The organism is Hyphobacterium indicum, from assembly GCF_003129605.1.
Taxonomy (GTDB): Bacteria; Pseudomonadota; Alphaproteobacteria; order Caulobacterales; family Maricaulaceae; genus Hyphobacterium; species Hyphobacterium indicum.
The window spans coordinates 980808-1000064 of sequence record NZ_QBDX01000004.1 but is presented as its reverse complement, the minus strand read 5'-3'; the positions used below and the strand labels follow the sequence as shown (position 1 = coordinate 1000064).

21 protein-coding genes are annotated in these 19257 nt (G+C 61.3%); 11 read left to right on the top strand and 10 right to left on the bottom strand.

The annotated features are described in order from the left end of the window. Nucleotides 1-16 precede the first annotated feature (16 nt). Complete coding sequence (mltA, locus tag DBR16_RS12785) at nt 17-1108, top strand: murein transglycosylase A (RefSeq protein ID WP_233347834.1); 1092 nt, start codon at nt 17-19, stop codon at nt 1106-1108. Continuing rightward, complete coding sequence (locus DBR16_RS12780) at nt 1105-1647, top strand: Smr/MutS family protein (RefSeq protein WP_109261615.1); 543 nt, start codon at nt 1105-1107, stop codon at nt 1645-1647. The genes mltA and DBR16_RS12780 overlap by 4 nt, the downstream gene beginning before the upstream one ends. Here DBR16_RS12780 and hslU read toward each other — a convergent pair. Then, complete coding sequence (gene hslU / locus DBR16_RS12775) at nt 1644-2948, bottom strand: ATP-dependent protease ATPase subunit HslU (protein WP_109261614.1); 1305 nt, start codon at nt 2946-2948, stop codon at nt 1644-1646. The genes DBR16_RS12780 and hslU overlap by 4 nt on opposite strands. A gap of 85 nt (nt 2949-3033) precedes the next feature. Between hslU and DBR16_RS12770 the strand changes: the two genes are divergently transcribed. Beyond that, nucleotides 3034-3465, top strand: coding sequence for a VOC family protein (locus DBR16_RS12770; RefSeq protein ID WP_109261613.1), 432 nt, complete (start codon nt 3034-3036; stop codon nt 3463-3465). Here DBR16_RS12770 and hslV read toward each other — a convergent pair whose 3' ends face one another. From hslV to DBR16_RS12755, 3 genes are all read right to left on the bottom strand, one after another. Next, a complete protein-coding gene (gene hslV / locus DBR16_RS12765) occupies nt 3466-4026 on the bottom strand; it encodes an ATP-dependent protease subunit HslV (RefSeq protein ID WP_109261612.1) in 561 nt (186 codons plus the stop codon). It abuts the gene before it with no gap. Nucleotides 4027-4090: 64 nt separating this feature from the next. After that, nucleotides 4091-6190 (bottom strand): putative bifunctional diguanylate cyclase/phosphodiesterase, encoded by a 2100-nt coding sequence (locus DBR16_RS12760; protein ID WP_109261611.1) that lies wholly within the window; start codon nt 6188-6190, stop codon nt 4091-4093. Nucleotides 6191-6420: 230 nt separating this feature from the next. After that, complete coding sequence (locus DBR16_RS12755) at nt 6421-7425, bottom strand: adenosine kinase (RefSeq protein WP_109261610.1); 1005 nt, start codon at nt 7423-7425, stop codon at nt 6421-6423. A 112-nt stretch (nt 7426-7537) separates the two neighbouring features. Between DBR16_RS12755 and DBR16_RS12750 the strand changes: the two genes are divergently transcribed. Then, nucleotides 7538-8440, top strand: a complete 903-nt coding sequence (locus DBR16_RS12750) for an ATP-grasp domain-containing protein (protein ID WP_109261609.1) — start codon at nt 7538-7540, stop codon at nt 8438-8440. A gap of 51 nt (nt 8441-8491) precedes the next feature. Next, complete coding sequence (locus tag DBR16_RS12745) at nt 8492-8959, top strand: DUF6438 domain-containing protein (protein ID WP_109261608.1); 468 nt, start codon at nt 8492-8494, stop codon at nt 8957-8959. On the opposite strand, the gene nth is transcribed toward DBR16_RS12745, so the two are convergent. Then, nucleotides 8956-9618, bottom strand: coding sequence for an endonuclease III (gene nth, locus DBR16_RS12740; RefSeq protein ID WP_109261607.1), 663 nt, complete (start codon nt 9616-9618; stop codon nt 8956-8958). The two genes, DBR16_RS12745 and nth, sit on opposite strands and share 4 nt — an antisense overlap. 38 nt (nt 9619-9656) lie before the next feature. After that, the gene (locus DBR16_RS12735) at nt 9657-10274 is read right to left on the bottom strand and encodes a LysE family translocator (protein ID WP_109261606.1); all 618 of its coding nucleotides are present in this window, start codon (nt 10272-10274) and stop codon (nt 9657-9659) included. A 70-nt stretch (nt 10275-10344) separates the two neighbouring features. Here DBR16_RS12735 and DBR16_RS12730 point away from each other — a divergent pair, with 70 nt between their 5' ends. Genes DBR16_RS12730 through DBR16_RS12715 form a run of 4 tightly spaced genes read left to right on the top strand, consistent with a single transcriptional unit; the run spans nt 10345 to nt 12807 of the window. Continuing rightward, a complete protein-coding gene (locus tag DBR16_RS12730) occupies nt 10345-10887 on the top strand; it encodes a DUF2244 domain-containing protein (RefSeq protein ID WP_109261605.1) in 543 nt (180 codons plus the stop codon). A 25-nt stretch (nt 10888-10912) separates the two neighbouring features. Beyond that, complete coding sequence (locus DBR16_RS12725; RefSeq protein WP_109261604.1) at nt 10913-11770, top strand: methylated-DNA--[protein]-cysteine S-methyltransferase; 858 nt, start codon at nt 10913-10915, stop codon at nt 11768-11770. Nucleotides 11771-11779: 9 nt separating this feature from the next. Further along, the gene (locus tag DBR16_RS12720; RefSeq protein ID WP_109261603.1) at nt 11780-12343 is read left to right on the top strand and encodes a hypothetical protein; all 564 of its coding nucleotides are present in this window, start codon (nt 11780-11782) and stop codon (nt 12341-12343) included. Then, a complete protein-coding gene (locus DBR16_RS12715) occupies nt 12343-12807 on the top strand; it encodes a VOC family protein (RefSeq protein WP_109261602.1) in 465 nt (154 codons plus the stop codon). Before DBR16_RS12720 ends, DBR16_RS12715 begins: the two co-directional genes overlap by 1 nt. Here the strand turns inward: DBR16_RS12715 and DBR16_RS12710 are convergent, their stop codons facing one another. Then, nucleotides 12808-13422, bottom strand: a complete 615-nt coding sequence (locus tag DBR16_RS12710; RefSeq protein WP_109261601.1) for a helix-turn-helix transcriptional regulator — start codon at nt 13420-13422, stop codon at nt 12808-12810. Between the two features lie 51 nt (nt 13423-13473). Next, complete coding sequence (dapB, locus tag DBR16_RS12705; RefSeq protein ID WP_109261600.1) at nt 13474-14286, bottom strand: 4-hydroxy-tetrahydrodipicolinate reductase; 813 nt, start codon at nt 14284-14286, stop codon at nt 13474-13476. 98 nt (nt 14287-14384) lie between these two features. On the opposite strand from dapB, the gene DBR16_RS12700 reads away from it, so the two are divergent. Beyond that, nucleotides 14385-14939 carry a hypothetical protein gene (locus DBR16_RS12700; RefSeq protein ID WP_125184568.1) on the top strand — a complete coding sequence of 185 codons (555 nt, stop codon included), beginning with the start codon at nt 14385-14387 and terminating at the stop codon, nt 14937-14939. Nucleotides 14940-15123: 184 nt separating this feature from the next. Further along, complete coding sequence (locus tag DBR16_RS12695; RefSeq protein ID WP_109261598.1) at nt 15124-15768, top strand: TetR/AcrR family transcriptional regulator; 645 nt, start codon at nt 15124-15126, stop codon at nt 15766-15768. Nucleotides 15769-16034: 266 nt separating this feature from the next. On the opposite strand, the gene dnaJ is transcribed toward DBR16_RS12695, so the two are convergent. Together dnaJ and dnaK are read right to left on the bottom strand one after the other, a co-directional pair. Then, nucleotides 16035-17210: a molecular chaperone DnaJ gene (gene dnaJ, locus DBR16_RS12690; protein ID WP_109261597.1), complete on the bottom strand. Its 1176-nt coding sequence runs from the start codon at nt 17208-17210 to the stop codon at nt 16035-16037. Nucleotides 17211-17275: 65 nt separating this feature from the next. Beyond that, a complete protein-coding gene (dnaK, locus tag DBR16_RS12685) occupies nt 17276-19198 on the bottom strand; it encodes a molecular chaperone DnaK (RefSeq protein ID WP_109261596.1) in 1923 nt (640 codons plus the stop codon). Nucleotides 19199-19257 lie beyond the last annotated feature (59 nt).

The following is a 19257-nucleotide window of genomic DNA, read 5'->3' as shown; positions in this document are numbered from 1 at the left end:
AGACCCCGGACCTGTGGTGGAGTCGGAACTCCAATATCAATTGCTCGACTGGCCGGATATCCGGTCCTGGCCCGATCTTGACCTTGCCCCCGCCCATGGCGCTTTTTCCCGCTCCTGCGAGTCAATCGGCCGGATGCCGCCCGGTCAGGCGCTGTCGCCTCGCTCGGAGATTGGCGGCACTGCTGCTGACTGGCAGGCGGTGTGCCGCGGCCGAGAGACGATGTCTGCGCGCGCGTTTTTTGAATCCCGCTTTGTCCCGGTCCGCATCACTGCGGGGGACACGGCTTCGGGTCTGCTCACGGGCTATTACGAGCCGGAAGTCGAGGTGCGCCGGACCCGTCAGGGGGTGTTTACCCAGCCCATACGATCGCGGCCGGAGGATCTCCTTACGGCGGATCTGGGTGATTTTTCCGAGGAACTGGCCGGTCAAAGGCTGATGGGCCGCGTTGAGGGCAACCGCTTCATTCCCTATCTGGACCGGGCAGAGATCGAGACCGGAAATGCCGGTGAGCCGCTCGCCTGGGGCCGGCCGATCGATGTCTTTTTCCTGCAGATACAGGGCTCCGGCCGGCTGGTTTTCGAGGACGGCGAAACGCTTCGTGCCGCTTTTTCCGCCCATAACGGCCTGCCTTATGCGTCGATTGGTCGTGAGCTGGTGTCGCGCGGCGAGCTGGACTTGCACCAGGCGTCGAAGGCGGGGATCGAATCCTGGCTCAATGAAAACGGACCGGAGGCGACCGCCGGTCTTTTTGCGGTCAATCCGCGGTATGTCTTCTTCGGGCTGGAACCCCTGCCCGATCCCGGGCTCGGACCGCGCGGCGCCGCGGGGCTGCCCCTGACACCGATGGCTTCCATTGCGGTAGATCCGGCCTTCCTGCCCTATGGCGTGCCGGTCATCATCAGCGCCGACTTGCCGGAAGCGCCCGGCTGGCAAGGCCTTATGGTGACGCAGGATACGGGCGGGGCCATTCGCGGGCCGATGCGCGGGGATTTCTTCTATGGCTGGGGTGAAACCGCGGAACGGCGCGCCGGATCAACCCGGGCGCAAGCGGAATGGATTGTGCTTCTGCCACATGCCGTGGCCGAACAGTTGCTCCAGCCGGTATGAGCGGGCGCCGTCTGAAACCGGACGAACGCCAGATCTGGCGGCAGGTGATAAAAACCGTGACGCCGCTCCATCCGTCGCGTGAAGACCTTGAAGCCGAATGGATGGCCGAAACGGCCGGGCCGATAATCACCCGGACCGGCCAACCTGACCGGAAACCGGCCCCCCAACCGGGGGCGGCCAAAGCCAAGCCGCCGCCCGCTGACCGCTCTGCCGAGCGCCGCTTGCGGCGGGGCCGCGTCGAGATTGACGCGAGGATTGACCTTCACGGGATGACACAGGAGGCGGCACGCACAGCGCTGGGCCATTTTCTGCACGCTGCCCGGTCGCGGGGGTTTCGTGCGGTTCTGGTCATTACCGGAAAGGGAAAGGCCGGTGCCCGGGAGCGCGGGCCCGGCGATGCGCCGCCCGGTGTGATCCGGAGACGGTTTCCGGAATGGCTGGCGGAACCGGAATTGCGGCATCTGGTGTCGGGATACGCCACAGCCCATCGGCGTCATGGCGGCGATGGCGCTTTCTATGTGATGATCCGCAACAGCTAGAGAATGAATTTCGACAGATCCGCATTGCCAGCAAGTTCGCCGACCGTCTTGCGGACAAATTCACCGTCAATCCGGACGGTTTCACCGGCGCGGTCAGACGCGGTGAAGGAGATGTCCTCGACCAATTTCTCCATGACGGTCTGAAGCCGTCTTGCGCCGATATTCTCGACGCTTTCATTCACCGACGCGGCCAGACCTGCAATCTCGTCAATGGCGTCATCGGTGATGTCCAGCGTCACCTCTTCGGTGCCCATCAAGGCAGTATACTGCTTGATCAGGCTGGCTTCCGGCTCAGTCAGGATGCGTTTGAAATCCTCTTTCGTCAGCGCCCGCAATTCAACGCGGATGGGCAAGCGGCCCTGCAATTCCGGCAACATGTCCGACGGTTTGGCGACATGAAAAGCACCGGAGGCAATAAAGAGGATATGGTCGGTCTTGACGGGCCCGTGCTTGGTGGAAACCGTTGTGCCCTCGATCAGCGGCAGCAGGTCACGCTGCACACCCTCGCGGCTGACATCAGCCCCGCGCGCATCTGACCGGGCAGTGATCTTGTCGACTTCATCCAGGAAGACGATGCCGTCATTTTCGGCCATACGAATGGCTTCCGCCGCGATGGCGCTTTCATCGATCAGCTTGTCGGCTTCTTCGGCGATCAGGGGCTCATAGGCCTTCTTGACGGTGGTGCGGATGCGTTTGGACTTTCCGCCCATCCCCTTTCCGAACATGTCTGACAGGTTGAGAACACCCGCCCCGCCCGGCAGGCCCGGGATATCCAGTTGCTGGAAGGGCGAGCTGTTATCAGCGAGATCGATCTCGATCTCCTTGTCGTCAAGCTCGCCATCCCGAAGCTTCTTGCGGAAGCTGTCCTTTGTCGCATCGCTGGCAGTATTGCCCACCAGCGCTTTCAGCACGCGGTCTTCCGCCATCTTGTGGGCGCGGGAGCGAACCGCCTCACGCTTTTCATCGCGCACCATGCCGATGGCGATTTCGACCAGATCGCGCGCAATCTGGTCCACGTCACGGCCGACATAACCGACTTCGGTGAATTTGGTCGCCTCGACTTTCAGGAAGGGTGCGCGGGCCAGTTTGGCCAGGCGGCGCGAAATCTCGGTCTTGCCGACGCCGGTCGGCCCGATCATCAGAATATTCTTCGGTGTGACTTCCTCGCGCAGACCCGGTTCCAACTGGCTGCGGCGCCAGCGATTGCGCAGCGCTATGGCGACGGCACGCTTGGCGTCTTTCTGACCGATGATGAAGCGGTCGAGTTCGGAAACAATCTCGCGGGGCGAAAAATCAGTCATGGGCAGGGCGGTCTTTCCGGTTTAATTCTACATGCCATGTAGTCTGCCCTGCCTGCTTCCACAAATGCCGGAGCTGAGGATTTTCATGTCAAACACAATACGACCCCGCTTTCATCTGGCGTTTCCGGTTCATGATCTGGAGTCGGCCCGCGGCTTTTATGGCGGCCTGCTGGGCTGCCCGGAAGGCCGGGAGGACCCCGGTCACTGGATCGATTTCGACCTGTTCGGCCATCAGATCGTGGCGCATTACGCGCCGGAAGAATGTGGCGGTGCCATTGCCAATGATGTCGATGGCAAAAAAGTGCCTGTGCGCCATTTTGGCCTGTTGATGGACTGGGATGCCTGGGAAAAGCTGGCCGCCAGGCTGAAAGCGGGCGGGGCTGATTTCGTGATCGAGCCCTATGTGCGGTTCAAGGGGCTGGCGGGCGAACAGGGCACCTTCTTTGTCATTGATCCCAGCGGCAATGCGCTGGAATTCAAGACGTTCCGTGACGAGACACAGATTTTCGCGCGCTGACTAGTCGTCAGCCTCCATCACCTCGATGGTCAATTGGTCATTGGTGTAGACGCAGATGCGGGCGGCAATCGCCATGGCCTTGCGGGCAAGTGTTTCGGCATCTTCTTCATATTCCATGAGGGCGCGTGCAGCGGACAGGGCGAAATTTCCGCCTGAACCGACCGCGACCACGCCATCTTCCGGCTCGAGCACGTCGCCCGCCCCCGTGATCAGATATGTGACGTCCTTGTCGCCGACGATGAGCATGGCGTCCAGACGGCGCAGATAGCGGTCCGTACGCCAGTCCTTGGCCAGTTCGACACAGGCACGGGCAAGATGGCCGGAATGTTTTTCAAGTTTGGATTCGAGCCGCTCGAACAGGGCAAAGGCGTCTGCTGTGGCCCCCGCAAATCCGGCCACGACCTTGCCGCCGGCCAGCCGGCGCACCTTGCGGGCATTGCCCTTCATGATCGTCGGGCCAACCGAGACCTGCCCGTCTCCGGCGAGCACGAATTTGCCGCCCTTGCGGACACCCAGAATCGTGGTGCCGCGCCAGCCCGGCGCCTTGTCGGTTTGTGTCATGGAAGCCTCCGGATGTATCGGAGGCAAGGTCGGGGTCCGGCCGCCCGCCGTCAAGGCCCGCTAATCAGGCGCGCGCAGCCCTTACATCGTCGGCCAGGCTGTTGCGGGCATAGACCTCGAAATCGGCCGCCGGAACGGGTTTGGAGAAAAGATAACCCTGGGCCAGCGTTGCCCCCTCCTCGCGGAGTGCGGTGAGCTGTTCGGTCGTTTCGACGCCTTCGGCCACCGTTTTCAGCTTCAGAGCTTTGGCGAGGGCGAGAATGGTCTCGACCACGGCGCGCGAGTGCGGATCCTGCGACATGGAGCGGACAAAGCTCTGGTCAATCTTGAAGACGTCAAACGGCATGCGCGTCAGATAGGACAGGGAAGAGTGTCCGGTGCCGAAATCATCAATTGCGAATTTGACGCCGCGGTCGCGCAGGGGCTGAACCTGATCAATGACGCGCTGGGGATCGCGCATGGCGATGGATTCGGTCAGCTCGATTTCAAGCAATTCTGGCGGCAGGCCGGTCTGTTCGAGGATTTCCATGACCGTGTCGGCAAAGCCGGGTCGCTCGAACTGCATGGCCGAAACATTGACCGCGACGGGCAGGCTCAAGCCGTGGCTGGCCCATTCGGCTGCCTGGCTGCAGGCATTGCGCATCACCCAGTCGCCAATCTCGCCAATCAGGCCGGATTCCTCGGCGGCTTCGATAAAATGACCCGGGCTGAGCAGGCCGGAGGTTGGGTGATTCCAGCGGACCAGCGCCTCGGATCCCTCGATAATGCCGTCGCTCATGCGGACTTTCGGCTGGTAATACACAACCAGCTGATTGTCCTTCACGGCGTCACGAAGCTCGTTTTCCAGCACGAGGCGCTCGAAGGCAGTCTGGTTCATCCGTGGCTCGAAGAAGTTGGCCGCATTGCCACCCGCCTCTTTGGCATGTGCCATGGCGAGGTCGGCATGGCGCAGCAGGCTTTCCGGCTCGGCCCCGTCCTGCGGGAAGACGGCAATGCCGATGCTGACGCCCAGGAAAACCTGGTGACCGGAAACATCAAACGGGCGGCGGATGGCCGAGATGATCTGCTGGGCATAGCGTGCGACATCGGCCGAGCTCTCGACATGAGGCACAAGCAGGGTGAATTCATCACCGCCCAGCCGCGCCACCATGGACGGCTCGCCTTCGCCCCCGCGCGAAAGATCATAGCCTCGCGCGGCTTCACGCAAGCGGCGCGCCACCATTTCCAGCAAGCGGTCGCCTTCGCCAATGCCCAGAGAATCATTGACCCGCTTGAAACGGTCCAGGTCAAGAAAGAGCACAGCCCCGCTGGTTTCTTCCTCGACGGCCTTGCGCGTGACGCGCTCGACTTCCTTGCGGAAGCGTTCGCGGTTCGGCAGCTCCGTGACCATGTCGACATAAGCCAGGCGGTGAATGCGTTTCAGATTGGAATCGATCCGCGACAGCATGCGGTTGAAGGCATTGGCCAATACTTCGAGCTCATCGCCGGTTTTGACATTAATGCGGACATCCAGGGATTTGGATGATGCGGTCCGGGCCGCGTCGGTCAGACGTGCAATCGGCCGCAGGGCCCAGAAGACGAGACCGCCGGCGATCGGCAGAAAGATCAGCAGCGCGACGGTGGCTGTCAGCGCGTGGCGTTGCAGGGCGGCCCGGGAGGCGGCATGCAATTCATCCATGGATGACTGGGTGTAGACCACCCCGACCAGTCTATTGGCGGTGCTGTAAACCGGCGCGGCGACATGCACGGCATTGCCACGGATTTCCGACCGGGTTTCGCCGGAACCCAGCGCCATGACGACCAGCGGATCTGTCGCCAGCCCGGCATGAATGGAGGAGGACGGGTCGCTGTGCACAAGCGTTCTGCGTCGCGCATCGGCTATAAAGGCCTCGGTGACGTCCGCCCGCTCGACCAGGCTGGAAACGCGCCCCTGGAGGCGGGCGTGGTCATCGGCGAGGATATCATCCGACACATTCAGCGCGAGCATCTGCGCCTTCATGCTGGCGCGCTCGACCAGCACGGCCTGATTGTCCTGGCGCACATTCCGGTTTTCTATCACCATAAGGAAAGTGGCCGTCGCCATCATGAGCAGAGCCGTCATGACGGTGAACTTCATGACAAGCGAACGCATAAAGCGTGAAATCAGGCTGTGAAGCGGTGCCATGGAGCGCCCTTGGTCAGCTGGTCCGGACCGGCACAGACATGGAGCTTTCAGACGCGAATGTGTCTTTCAAACCACCTGGAAACATGTCCTACCACCCGGAGATTGTTTTTCTCGTTCGGGTGCAAGATGGCAGAAAGGGTTTGAAACACGGTTAAAGGGACAATCAGGTTTCGTTAACAGACCCGGCCTGCATTTGAAGACTGCGGTTAATACCTGTGAAACACTTGAAATCAGCCGCCAAGCTCAATTCCGTTCTTTTGGGCCAGCACCCTGAGGCTGACATTCGGGCGCGCGCCGATATGGGAGATGATCTCGGCGGCGGCGATCGCGCCAAGGCGGCCCGAGGTCTGGAGATCGAGTCCCGACGCCAGTCCGGTCAACATGCCGGCGGCGAAAAGATCACCGGCACCGGTCGTATCGACGACCGCGCTCACGGGCTCAGCGGGAATGGAAACGGCCACACCCTTGTCTATCAGCACAGCGCCCTTTTCGGACCGCGTGATGGCGGCAATGCGGGTTTCAGCTGTCACCGCCTTCAACGCCTCATCGAAACTGCCGGCTTCATAGAGCGAAACCAGCTCGGCCTCGTTGGCGAACAATATATCCACATGGTTACGGACGAGCTGGCGGAAAGCGGCCCGGTGGCGATCCACGCAGAAACTGTCAGACAGGGTCAGCGAGGTCAGCCGGTTCGCCGCCTTGGCGATTTCTGCTGCCTTTACAAAGGCTTCCTTGGCCTCATCGCGGTCGAAAAGATAGCCTTCCAGATAGGTGATGCGGGCCGAAGCGATCTTGTCTGCGTCAATATCGTTTTCAGAAAAGAAGACGGAGGCCCCCAGAAAGGTCGACATGGAGCGCTGGGCGTCCGGCGTCACATTGATCAGGCAGCGTGCCGTCAGCGGGCCGCCTTTCAGCGGGGCGGTCGTGTAATCGACACCGGCGGCATTGAGATCATGGCGGAAAATCTCGCCCAGCTCGTCATCCGCGACCTTTCCGATATAGGCTCCGCGGGCTCCGAAAGAGGCGATCCCGGCCAGCGTGTTTGCCGCAGATCCGCCGGACACTTCCTTGCCCGGCGCCATGGCCGCATAGAGCTCCCTGGCCCGGTCTTCATCGATCAGGGTCATGGCCCCCTTCTCGATATCCTGATCTGTCAGGAAGGCATCGTTGCAGGAGGCGATGACATCCACAATGGCATTTCCAACACCGATAACATCGTAAACAGTCTGGCTCATATCCGGCTCCTGCGCATTAACGCTGTAAGGTTTTTGTCAGGACGGGCCTTAGCGCGCGGTCAACGGCGCGGCAAGCTTGCAGGCTGTCCCTGTGCGCGCTAACCGCTGAAGCATGAGACGCGCTGCTTTTCTGACCGCCACCTGCATGCTCGAAGGACATGACGATGCCCGCGAGGATGCGTGGGAGCACACGCTGGAATTTTCAGCGTTGCAGCCGGCCTGCAAGCATCGCCTGATCTCGCTGGAGGAGGCCGTATGGGATGATCCGGCCTTTGACCCTTCTGCCTATGAAGCTGTCATCATTGGCACGTGTTGGGATTACATGCAGAAACCGGCCCTGTTTCTGGAAACGATGGACCGCATCAGCAAACAGGTTGCGCTGCTCAATCCGGTCGAGACGGTGCGCTGGAATTCCGATAAATCCTATCTGAAGGACCTGGCCGGTCAGGGCATAGCCACCATCCCGACGCTCTGGGCGGATGCGGCGGACGAGGCGGCACTTCATGGCGCTTTCACGGCTCTGGGTACTGACGATATCGTCATCAAGCCGCGCATTGGCGCCAGCGCCTGGCGGCAGGCGCGGCTGAAAAAAGGCGCACCGCTGCCGTCTGCCGCGGAATTGCCGCCGGAGGCCTGCCTGATCCAGCCTTTCCTGAAAGCCGCCGAGCAGGAGGGCGAGCTGACCCTTTTGTTTTTTGACCGGGTTTTCTCCCACGGGCTGGTGAAAAAGCCCCGGGCGGGGGATTATCGCACCCAATCCATGTATGGCGCGACGGAAGTGAAAGCCGATCCGCCCGCCGATGCGCTGGCGATGGCGCATGCGGCGCTGGAAACGGTTTCCGGCCCGCTTCTCTATGCCCGGGTCGATCTGATGCGCGGAGCGGATGATGGCTGGAAAGTGATGGAGCTGGAGCTGATCGAGCCCTATTTCTACCCCGAGCAGGGTGCCTATATGGGGGCACATTTTGCGGCAGCGCTTGACCGCCTGTTAGCAAAACCGGCGGGAATGTCATGACTTTGCCGAAATTGTGCGGCATGGTGCGACGAAAGAACCGGAGATTCGACGATGCGTGCATTCTTGATGACAATCAGCCTTTTTGCTCTGGCGGCCTGTGCAACCAGTTCGAATGCGACCGGATCAATCGAGGTGTCTGAAGGTCCGTGTTTTGGCCAGTGCCCGATCTATGATGTGACCCTGACGCCGGATGACCGCTATCTTCTCAATGGCGAGCGGTTCACACGCATCAATGGCCTGACCGAAGGCCGCCTCGAGTCTGGCAGTTATACGCGGATGGTGGATTTGCTGGAAGAAGCTGACTTTTTCGGGCTGCCGTCTGACATCACCTACAATAATCCTTCCGTCTGCCCCGGCCCGCCGCTCTCGGACATGCCGACCCTGACCGTGACATGGACGAACCGCAGGGGATCGCACACGGTCGAATGGTTCCAGGGCTGCAACAATGCGGCCATGCGCGATCTGCGCGACGGGCTGCGCGACGCTTTCGGGTATGAGGACATCGTCCGGCCCGGCTAGGCCGGCGTCTTCTCCTCATACCGGCAAAGATCGGCAATCGCGCAATTTCCGCAATCGGGTTTGCGAGCCTTGCAGGTATAGCGTCCGTGCAGGATCAGCCAGTGATGCGCCCCCTTCAGATATTGCGAAGGGATGATTTTTTCCAGCTTGAGCTCGACCTCGAGCGGATTTTTCCCCGGCGCGAGGCCGGTCCGGTTCGAGACCCGGAAGATATGCGTATCTACGGCGATGGTCGGTTCGCCGAACGCCTCATTCATCACGACATTGGCGGTCTTGCGGCCGACGCCGGGCAGTTTTTCCAGCGCTTCACGGGTCCGGGGGACTTCACCCCCGAACTCCTCCAGAATCATTCGCGAGAGCGCATGGACATTTCTGGCCTTGTTGCGGAAGAGACCAATGGTCTTGATATGCTCCCGGATTCCATCCTCACCGAGCGCCGCCATTTTTTCCGGCGTATTGGCAATGGCAAACAGTTTTCTCGTCGCCTTGTTAACCCCGACATCCGTGGCCTGGGCCGACAGGGCAACGGCCACCACCAGGGTGAAAGGGTTGACATATTCCAGCTCGGTTGCGGGTTCGGGCCGGACTTCGGCCAGCCGGGCGAACAAATCCGTGGCTTCCTCGGTCGTGAACGGGGCAGGTTTTTTCTTGCGCGGCATGAAAGCTCGATACCCCGCCGCCTCTGCCGCGCCAAGCCCTATCGTGCCGTCGAGATCAAAAGCCAGACCGTGACGATGGCCAGGCCCACGGCGAGGACGCGGCGTACCAGACGGTTCTGGCGTTCATTCTCGATAAACCCCCGCAGGCTGGCCGCCAGCGTCACAAGCAACAAATGGATGAGTGTTGCGATCGCAACCGAGGTCAGGGCGAGAATCAGGGCCTGTGCGCGCTCGTCGCGGCCCGTGGCAATGAATTGCGGCAGAACCGTTACATAGAAGAAGGCGGCTTTCGGATTCAGCACATTAATGACGAAACCGCGCAGGCCATGCTGCCAGTTCTGTCCGGCCGCCAGCGCCGGGGCGGCCTTTTCTGCCGACAGCCAGCCCTCGACCGCGAGATAAAGCAGGAAAAGCGCACCGGTCCACCGTAACCCTTCGTACAGCAGGGGCGAAGCAGAAATCAGCGCGGCCAGTCCCAGTGCGGCAAGGCTGGAGATCAACAAGAGACCCAGCGCGATGCCGCCGCTTGCCATATAGCCTGCCCTGCGCCCCTCGCTGAGGCTGAGCATGACCAGCCAGGCCATGTTCGGGCCCGGCGTGAGCTCGATGATCAGCGCGGTGACCATGAAGCCTAGAAGGAGGGCGGGCTCGACCATGCCTTGCGCCTAATGCATGTGAGCCAATTCGTCACGCGACTTTCCAGAACAGGATTCTATATTAAACCAAATGCAAGGCCCTGTTGAATCCTGTCCGGCGGAATTGCGCCTTCCCGAAGCCCCTGACGGCCCGCTTTTCATGGATGCGGTGCTGGCCCCCAACCGGTCCCTGCCCAATCCCGGCTTCATTGCGCTCATGATTGTTCTGGCGATTATGAGTTTTACTGCCGGACTTGTTTATTTGCGAATGGGCGCGTGGCCGATCCCGTTCTTCTTCGGTCTCGACATTTTCCTGGTCTGGCTGGCCTTCAAGATCAGCTACCGCGATGGGCGGCGGCGGGAAATCATCCGGATCGCCCGTGACCGGGTCCTGATCCACCGGCAGCACCCCAATGGCGTGACACGTCATTATGTCCTGCCGACGGCGTGGGCCCGCGTCACACTTCACCATGCCGGCAAGCATGATGCAGCGGTTGAACTGTCAGCCTCCGGCAAGCGGCTGATCGTCGGCAGTTTTCTCAGTCCGCGCGAACGGCCGGATCTGGGAGAGGCGATCAGGCTGGCACTCAGCCGGGCCCGCGCGCCATCGCCGCAAGAAACGGGTGGCGCGTAAACGCGGCTGACGCCATTCTTGGCACATGACCGATATTGCAGACCCTCTCGCCTATGATCTTTATGCCGCCGCGCGTGATTTCGACCGCATCAGCGAGGCGCTGGAATTTCTGGGTGACCGCTGGCGGGACCATCCCGACCTAGCGGCCGCCGCTGCTGCTGCCGGACTGTCTCCGCATCATTTCCAGCGCGTGTTTTCGCGCTGGGTTGGGGTAAGCCCGAAAAAATATGTCGGCGCACTCGCACATTCGGCCGCGCGCGAAGCGCTGGCGGACGGGGCCAACATCCTTGACGCCAGCTATGAGGCCGGCCTGTCGGGGCCGGGCCGTCTGCACGATCTTTTCATCGCTCACGAGGCGGTTACACCCGGTCAAGCGAGGGCCCGCGGTGCCGGCCTGTCCTTTTTCTGGGGCATGGCCCCCACCCCTTTCGGACCGGGCGTGTTCTTGGTTTCGCCGCGCGGCCTTTCAGCCCTGGCCTTTGCAGATCCCGATCTGGACACGGCTTTTGATGATCTGCACCGCCGGTATCCGGCGGCGCAATACACACGCGATGATGACGAAGCCCTGCGCTGGGCGACGCGGATTTTCTGCGAATCGGGCGGGCCGGTGCCACTGGCGCTCTATGGCACGCCCTGGCAGCGCCAGGTCTGGCGCGCCCTGCTCGGTATTCCATCCGGCCAGACCGTGACCTATCGCGATATTGCCAGCGAGGTGTGTACCCCCAAGGCATCGCGGGCTGTGGGAGCGGCGGTCGGGGCCAATCCGGTGAGCTGGCTCATTCCCTGTCACCGCGTCCTGGCGTCGGACGGGCGGCTGACCGGATATCACTGGGGTGTGAATCGCAAGCGCGCCATGCTGGCCTATGAGGCCGCAAGCGCCTAGATTTGGCGCATGACGGATCCGTTTCTGATTGCTGCTCTTCTTGCCCTGTTCACCGCTGCAGGCCTTGTGGTCCGCTGGTTTGTGGCCACGGCGCGCCTGCGCCATGATGCGCGGGAAGAATATGCCGGCCGCCTGATTGACCGGGCACACACGATTGCCGGGGTCGACGAGGCCGGTTTTGTCCGGGCCTATGTCGATGGCTATGCGCCGCGCTGGACGATTTATGCCGCGGCCGCGCTGCTGGCGGCCATTCTGATTACACCACCAGCCGTTATGGGGCTTCTGGCCTTCTGGAACTGGATCACAGCTTTTGTGGGGGCCAGTGATGTATTCGCACCGGGATATTATCCATGGATGTTCTACATGTTTTTCGGTCTTGTCGGCGCCTGGGCATTGTGCGGGTTTGTGGCGGCCCGGTTTCACCACCAGCGGGCGCCTGAATCCTTCAATGCGGCACTGATGCGCGCGCGCGGCGAGTCGCTGGATGCGGTCGCGATCAAACGGGCGCGGCCGAAATGGGCCCGCCGGGCGCGTATCATTGCCGACGGCGCGCCAAATGAAGAGGGGCAATAATGGAATATCTTCACACCATGATCCGGGTCAGCGATGTCGATGAAACACTGCGTTTCTTCTGCGACGGGCTGGGCCTCAAGGAGATCCGCCGCATGGACAGCGAGGCCGGCCGGTTCACGCTGATATTCCTTGCGAGCCCGGATGACATGAAACGCGGCGGGTATAGCGGCGAAGAAAGCCCGATCCCGGCCGGATTGCCGACCATCGAGCTGACGCACAACTGGGATCCGGAAACATATACCGGTGGCCGGAACTTCGGCCATCTCGCCTACCGGGTTCAGGACATTTACGCGGTCTGCGCCCGCATGGCGGGGCTTGGTTACACGATCCACCGGCCGCCACGGGACGGGCGCATGGCCTTTGTCAAATCGCCGGACGGGATCTCCGTGGAATTGCTTCAGGCGGGTGAGGCCCGGGACAAGCAGGAACCCTGGGCCTCCATGGAAAATACCGGAAGCTGGTGATCAGGCCCGAAGCGTCAGCTTTCTGACGCGTTCGGCGCGCAGATGAATAAATCTGTCAGGAGTTGACAGGGTCAGAATCCGCATTTCGCCCACCGGCGTGACCGCGACCGGCCGGCCCTCGATGATCCGGTCGTCCTCATGCAGATCAACATAGGTAATCCGGATGGCGGTTTGCCGCTCGAGCGCACGGGTGAACGCCGCCAGCACAGCCGGCGCAGGACGTAATTTGTCAGTTAGTGACAGTATGGGGTGACCTTCGAGCCTGTCCACGCGTTGCCCGCCCAGGATTTTCGAGAGTTGCGCCTGGGCCTTGACCGCGTCCAGCGCGAATTCTTCCTCTGCCGTCAGTGCAATCAGGCGGGCCCCGCGCCACAGGATTTGGGCCTGACGCCAGGTCAGGGAAATCGGCGGCGGGCCGTCATCCGGCGCCAGCCAGTAGCCAAGCCCGGCTTCGCCCTCGATCGGTACGCCGGAATCGATCAGCTTGGCCATGTCGCGGTAAATCGTGCGCTCCGAGACGCTGAATTTCTCCGCAATCTGATGCGCGGTCAGCGCGCCGGGGGCGGCGGATTTCAGGGTGCGGACAATGTCTACAAGGCGGCGGGCGCGGCTCATGTCAATTCCTGACTGTTGCCCGCTTCTTATGCCTTGTGTGGCAGGGCCGGGTCAATTGCCGCTGATCACGTCCCGCATGGTATAGAGGCCCGCTTCCTGGTTCACCAGCCACTGGGCCGCGGTCAGAGCGCCGAGGGCAAAAACGCGCCGGTCAAGCGCCCGGTGGGTAATGCTGATCTCTTCATTGTCCGACAGGAAGCGGACATCGTGTTCGCCAATGATCGCGCCGCCGCGCAAGGCAGCAAATCCGATGGCTCCCGGCCGCCGGCCCTGGTCCGGACCGCTGCGGCCACGCTCGGCCACCATGTCGAGGATCTGGCCGCGCGCTCTGGCAATGGCCTCGCCCAGAACCAGTGCGGTTCCCGAGGGCGCATCCACCTTGCTGCGGTGATGGGTCTCGCTGATCTCGGCATCCCATTTCTCCACGGGAAGACCCGCAGCGGCCGTCGAGACCAGCATTTCAACCAGCGCCAGGCCGATAGAGAAATTGCGTGCGGCAAGGACAGGGAGTTTTTCCCCCGCAGCCCGCAGCGCGTCGGTCTGGGCCCGATTGAGGCCGGTGACGCCGCATAACAGGGCGGGCCCGCCGAGGTCTGCGAGCCGATTGGCAATGGCCGCTGTGGCCTGAGGTGTGGAGGCGTCGATCACAGCGTCAGCATTTTCCAGCGCGTCTTCCAGGCGGATAACGGTCTGTTTCCCGATCCACCCCGTCCCGGCGATCTCGCCAAGATCCTGATCGGCATAATCGGAATCCGCGCGCACCACGCCACCAGTGAGGGCAAAGCGCTCATCGAGCATGATTTCGCGGGCAATCGTACGGCCCAATCGTCCGCCAATCCCGACAATCGCAATGTTCAACGTCATCCTGCCTCGCTCCGGATCACAGCGGATCAATTCTTGTTGAACATCCTATAGCAGGAAAGGTGAAGCGATTATTGTTGCCTGAGACAGAGGAGATGATCATGAATTTCATGACGTTAATCGCAACGATCCTTTTGCAGCAAACTTTGCCGCCCATTCCGGATGCACAATATGAGCCCAGCGTCGCGCACCCTTTTGGCCGGCCGAATCCGGCGGCACCCGCTGAACTGGCACAGTTTGCCTTCTTTGCCGGCGCCTTCGATTGTACCGACCGGCGGCTGGGACCAGACGGGGAATGGGTCGAATTTCTGGCCATCTGGAACGGGCATTATTTCCTGAACGGACACGCCATACAGGACCAGTACTGGGCGCCGGGATTCTATACGACGAATATCCGCCAGTTTGATGAGGCCGAGGGCGTATGGAAAATCGGCTTCTTTTCGGAGCCGGGTTATTCAAATGGCATCTGGACCGGAGGGCTGGAGGGAGAGGACATCGTCCTGACCCGCCCGCTGACGCGGCCGGACGGGACAGAAATCATATCCCGCCTGACCTTTTCGGACATAAGTGATAGCGGCTTCTCCTGGAGCGGAGCTGTGGTGACGGACGCCGGCGCCCGGGAAAACTGGACAAGTCTCTGCGTCCGCCGACAATAGGCCTTCAGAGCCGCCGGCCCGGCGGACGCGGCCTGAAACGGGTCATCCGGCGGGCCGGATTCACCATTGAAAACCCAAAAATTCTCCCCTCACGTGTCCCCCCTTTATAAGAACTAGAATTCGGTTCGAATATAAACTAGCCTCCAAATCACTGATTCGATGTTCTTAATGAGAAGTTAAGCCCTTGGCGGAGTGGAAAATCGAAGACGAAGCCGGATCGGGGCCGGCGTCCGGTGTGCGCCCTGCCATGCAGGCGCGCAGCCGCGCCACGCGGGCCCGAATCCTCAAGATTCTGGAGAAATCCGTCCAGGACAACTCGATTGATGCCCTCACCGTTGCGGATATTGCGCGCAAGGCAAAATCCTCTGTGGGCGCATTCTATGGCCGCTTTGCGGACAAGGCGGCGGCGCTGGATGCGCTCTATGCCGACCGGCTCGATGTGCTGACAAACAGGCTGATGGCGGGCAATCAGGAAGCAAGACGGCACCGCGATGTGCATCGCTGGATCGGGCAACTGGCCGAGGACTGCGTGGCTCACGGGCTTGAGAACCGGGCTCTGCTCTCGCGGCTGGCGGGGCGCCCGGTGGATCTCGCCCAGCCGCCTAAAACACTGGCCGAGGATCTGTCGAAAACATTGACGGTGCTCAAGATCAAGCCGCCGCACTTTGCGCCACCCGCGGCGCGGTTTCTGCTGACCCTGGTGATCGGTTTGAGCCGCGATGCGGCGCTGTTCCAGGCCGATCTGCAAGACAATGAAGCAGCGCGCCGCGCCTTTACATCGGACATCCAGAAGGCGGCGCTGTGGTATCTGACCGCGCCGTCTGCCTAGGGCCTGTCCTCCTAAAGGTTTCGGGCGTGACGCGTAGCGGATCTTATCCCTGACAAGGAGAGAGGACCGCCGTGGAGTACTTCTCCACAAGGGCGGCTCGACGCCGTCAGGGATAAAATCCGCCGCGCCTCTGCGAGGTATGGCGCAAATCGCTCACTATGGCGTCGCAGTCCCTCGAAAGGGGAACGGCCCTTCCAGCGGGCCAGCTCCTGATAGCGAACGATTTTCGCGCATATCACGCTCCAAACCCTTTAAGAGGACAGGCCCTAGACGCTGGGCCGGCCATCCTCGCTGGTGAGATCGTCCCAGAAGCGTTTTGCCTTGCCGACAAATCCTTCGGATTCCGGATTACAGTTTCCACCGGAGAGCTCGCAGAATTCCTGCAACAACTCCTTCTGGCGCTCTGTCAGATTGCGCGGCGTTTCAACATATAATTCGACAATCATGTCGCCGCGTGGCCCGCCGCGCAGGCGGGGCATGCCCTTGCCCTTCAGCCGCATACGTTTTCCGGTCTGGGATGCAGGCGGGATTTTCAGCTCGGCCTTGCCGCCATCTATCACCGGACAACAGATCGAGCCGCCCAGAGCGGCGGTCACCATCGGTACGGTCGCGCGGCAATAAAGATTGGGGCCATCGCGCTCGAACAGATCATGATGCCGTATCGAGACAAATATGTAGAGATCGCCCCGTGGCCCGCCGCGGGCACCGGCTTCGCCCTCACCGGCGAGGCGAATGCGCATGCCATCTTCCACGCCGGCCGGAATATCGACATTCAGCGTCCGCACCTTGCGGACCTGACCCACACCGTCACACTCATGGCAGGGCTCGGAAACCGTCTTGCCCTGTCCGCCACAGGCCGGGCAGGTCTGGCGAATGCGGAACATGCCGTTGCCGGCGGTGACCACGCCCTGTCCTGCACACGTGCCACAGGTCTCCAGTGATGTGCCTGGCTCGGCACCATTTCCGCTGCAACGCTCACAGGTCAGACTGGTCGGAACCTTCAGGGTTTCTGATTTGCCCTCGAAAGCGTCTTTCAGACTGACTTCGAGATCATAGCGAAGGTCGGAACCGCGGGCCGGCCCATTGCTGCGGCGCGCGCCCCGGCGCCCGCCCATGCCGCCAAAACCACCGCCAAAGACCTGCTCGAAAATATCGGCGAAATCGGCCGCTCCGGCATGTCCTCCGAACGGACCCTGTCCGCCGCCGCCCATTCCGCCTTCAAAGGCAGCATGACCCATCTGGTCATAGGCGGCGCGTTTTTGCGGATCCGACAGGGCCGCGTAGGCCTCTCCGACTTCCTTGAAGCGGGCTTCAGCTTCGGCATCGCCGGGATTGCGGTCCGGGTGATACTGCATGGCCAGTTTGCGATAGGCGCTTTTCAGCGCCTTGTCGTCGGCCGTCCGGTCAACGCCGAGCACATCGTAATAATCACGCTTCGCCATGGAGGTTTGCCTTCAGGTGAGAGACGCCCTGCAAACAGCAGGGCGCCGGTCATCCGATACGCTGGTTAAGCGTTCTCTTTCTTGTCGCCATCGGAATCGTCGCCATCGACTTCGGAATATTCGGCATCGACGACATCTTCATCGGCAGAGCCGGAGCCATCACCATCATCGCCGCCTTCGGCCTGCTGCGCTGCATACATGGCTTCACCCAGCTTCATGGCCGCCTGCACAAGCGCCTGCGTCTTGGCCTGGATTTCGGCCGCGTCTTCACCGTCCTTGACAGCTTTCAGCTCATCGGAAGCCTTGGTGATTTCGGCTTTCACATCATCGCCGACCTTGTCACCAAACTCCTCGAGCTGTTTCTCGGTCTGATGGATCAGGGCCTCGGCATTATTTTTGGCCTCGACCAGTTCCTTGCGCTGCTTATCGGCTTCGGCATTGGCCTCGGCGTCCTTGACCATTTTCTCGATATCGTCATCGGACAGGCCGCCAGATGCCTGGATCCGGATCTGCTGTTCCTTGCCCGTGGCCTTGTCCTTGGCCGACACATTGACAATGCCGTTGGCATCAATGTCGAAGGTCACCTCGATCTGGGGCATGCCACGCGGTGCCGGAGCAATTCCCATCAGGTCGAACTGACCCAGAAGCTTGTTGTCAGCGGCCATCTGGCGCTCGCCCTGGAAGACCTTGATGGTCACGGCCTGCTGATTGTCCTCAGCGGTCGAGAATGTCTGGGATTTTTTCGTCGGAATGGTGGTGTTGCGCTCGATCAGCGAGGTGAACACACCGCCGAGCGTCTCGATGCCGAGAGACAGCGGGGTCACGTCGAGCAGAAGCACGTCCTTCACATCACCTTGCAGAACACCGGCCTGGATGGCCGCGCCCATGGCGACGACTTCGTCGGGGTTCACGCCCTTGTGGGGCTCACGGCCGAAGAAGGCTTTCACGGCTTCCTGGACTTTCGGCATGCGGGTCATGCCGCCAACCAGCACGACGTCCTGAATATCGGATGCAGACATCCCAGCATCCTTCAGGGCTTTCTTGCACGGCTCGATCGTGCGCTTGACCAGATCCTCGACCAGCGATTCCAGCTTGGCGCGGGAGAGCTTCATGGTCAGGTGTTTCGGGCCGGACGCATCGGCGGTGATGAAGGGCAGGTTGACCTCATAGGAGGTCGCGGAGGAGAGCTCCTTCTTGGCCTTTTCGGCTTCTTCCTTCAGGCGTTGCAGCGCCAGCTTGTCCTTGCGCAGGTCAATCGCGTGCTCTTTCTTGAACTCGTCTGCCAGGTAATCGACGATGCGCAGGTCGAAATCCTCACCGCCGAGGAAGGTGTCACCATTGGTGGCCTTCACCTCGAAGACGCCATCGCCGATCTCGAGGATCGACACGTCGAAGGTGCCGCCGCCGAGGTCATAGACGGCAATCGTGCGGTTATCACCCTTGTCGAGGCCATAGGCGAGGGCCGCTGCCGTCGGCTCATTGATGATACGGAGCACTTCAAGGCCCGCAATCTTGCCGGCATCCTTGGTGGCCTGGCGCTGCGAGTCGTTGAAATAGGCGGGCACGGTGATGACGGCCTGCTCGACCTTCTCGCCGAGATAGGATTCAGCCGTTTCCTTCATTTTCTGCAGAATGAAAGCGGAAATTTCCGACGGCGAGTATTTCTTGTCGCGGCCCTGGACCCAAGCGTCATTATTGTCAGAGGCAATGATCTTGTAGGGCACCATATCGGCGTCCTTCTTGACCATCGGGTCAGACATGTTGCGGCCGATCAGGCGCTTGATGGCAAAGAAGGTCTGTTCCGGGTTGGTCACAGCCTGCCGCTTGGCGGGCTGGCCGATCAGGCGTTCACCATCTTCGGTGAAGGCCACAACAGACGGGGTGGTCCGGGCGCCTTCCGAATTCTCGATCACCCTGGCGCTGCCGCCATCCATGACCGCGACGCAGGAATTCGTGGTCCCGAGGTCAATACCGATAACCTTGCTCATGACGTGTTCGTCTCCGTTTTCTTGTTGGGCAGGACTGTTCCGCATGTCCAACCGGCCCG

Coding starts and splice junctions, on each gene's coding strand:
- DBR16_RS12780 (WP_109261615.1), top strand. CDS start 1,105: ATGAGCGGGCGCCGTCTGAAACCGGACGAACGCCAGATCTGGCGGCAG.
- hslU (WP_109261614.1), bottom strand. CDS start 2,948: ATGACTGATTTTTCGCCCCGCGAGATTGTTTCCGAACTCGACCGCTTC.
- DBR16_RS12770 (WP_109261613.1), top strand. CDS start 3,034: ATGTCAAACACAATACGACCCCGCTTTCATCTGGCGTTTCCGGTTCAT.
- hslV (WP_109261612.1), bottom strand. CDS start 4,026: ATGACACAAACCGACAAGGCGCCGGGCTGGCGCGGCACCACGATTCTG.
- DBR16_RS12760 (WP_109261611.1), bottom strand. CDS start 6,190: ATGGCACCGCTTCACAGCCTGATTTCACGCTTTATGCGTTCGCTTGTC.
- DBR16_RS12755 (WP_109261610.1), bottom strand. CDS start 7,425: ATGAGCCAGACTGTTTACGATGTTATCGGTGTTGGAAATGCCATTGTG.
- DBR16_RS12750 (WP_109261609.1), top strand. CDS start 7,538: ATGAGACGCGCTGCTTTTCTGACCGCCACCTGCATGCTCGAAGGACAT.
- DBR16_RS12745 (WP_109261608.1), top strand. CDS start 8,492: ATGCGTGCATTCTTGATGACAATCAGCCTTTTTGCTCTGGCGGCCTGT.
- nth (WP_109261607.1), bottom strand. CDS start 9,618: ATGCCGCGCAAGAAAAAACCTGCCCCGTTCACGACCGAGGAAGCCACG.
- DBR16_RS12735 (WP_109261606.1), bottom strand. CDS start 10,274: ATGGTCGAGCCCGCCCTCCTTCTAGGCTTCATGGTCACCGCGCTGATC.
- DBR16_RS12730 (WP_109261605.1), top strand. CDS start 10,345: ATGCAAGGCCCTGTTGAATCCTGTCCGGCGGAATTGCGCCTTCCCGAA.
- DBR16_RS12725 (WP_109261604.1), top strand. CDS start 10,913: ATGACCGATATTGCAGACCCTCTCGCCTATGATCTTTATGCCGCCGCG.
- DBR16_RS12720 (WP_109261603.1), top strand. CDS start 11,780: ATGACGGATCCGTTTCTGATTGCTGCTCTTCTTGCCCTGTTCACCGCT.
- DBR16_RS12715 (WP_109261602.1), top strand. CDS start 12,343: ATGGAATATCTTCACACCATGATCCGGGTCAGCGATGTCGATGAAACA.
- DBR16_RS12710 (WP_109261601.1), bottom strand. CDS start 13,422: ATGAGCCGCGCCCGCCGCCTTGTAGACATTGTCCGCACCCTGAAATCC.
- dapB (WP_109261600.1), bottom strand. CDS start 14,286: ATGACGTTGAACATTGCGATTGTCGGGATTGGCGGACGATTGGGCCGT.
- DBR16_RS12700 (WP_125184568.1), top strand. CDS start 14,385: ATGAATTTCATGACGTTAATCGCAACGATCCTTTTGCAGCAAACTTTG.
- dnaJ (WP_109261597.1), bottom strand. CDS start 17,210: ATGGCGAAGCGTGATTATTACGATGTGCTCGGCGTTGACCGGACGGCC.
- dnaK (WP_109261596.1), bottom strand. CDS start 19,198: ATGAGCAAGGTTATCGGTATTGACCTCGGGACCACGAATTCCTGCGTC.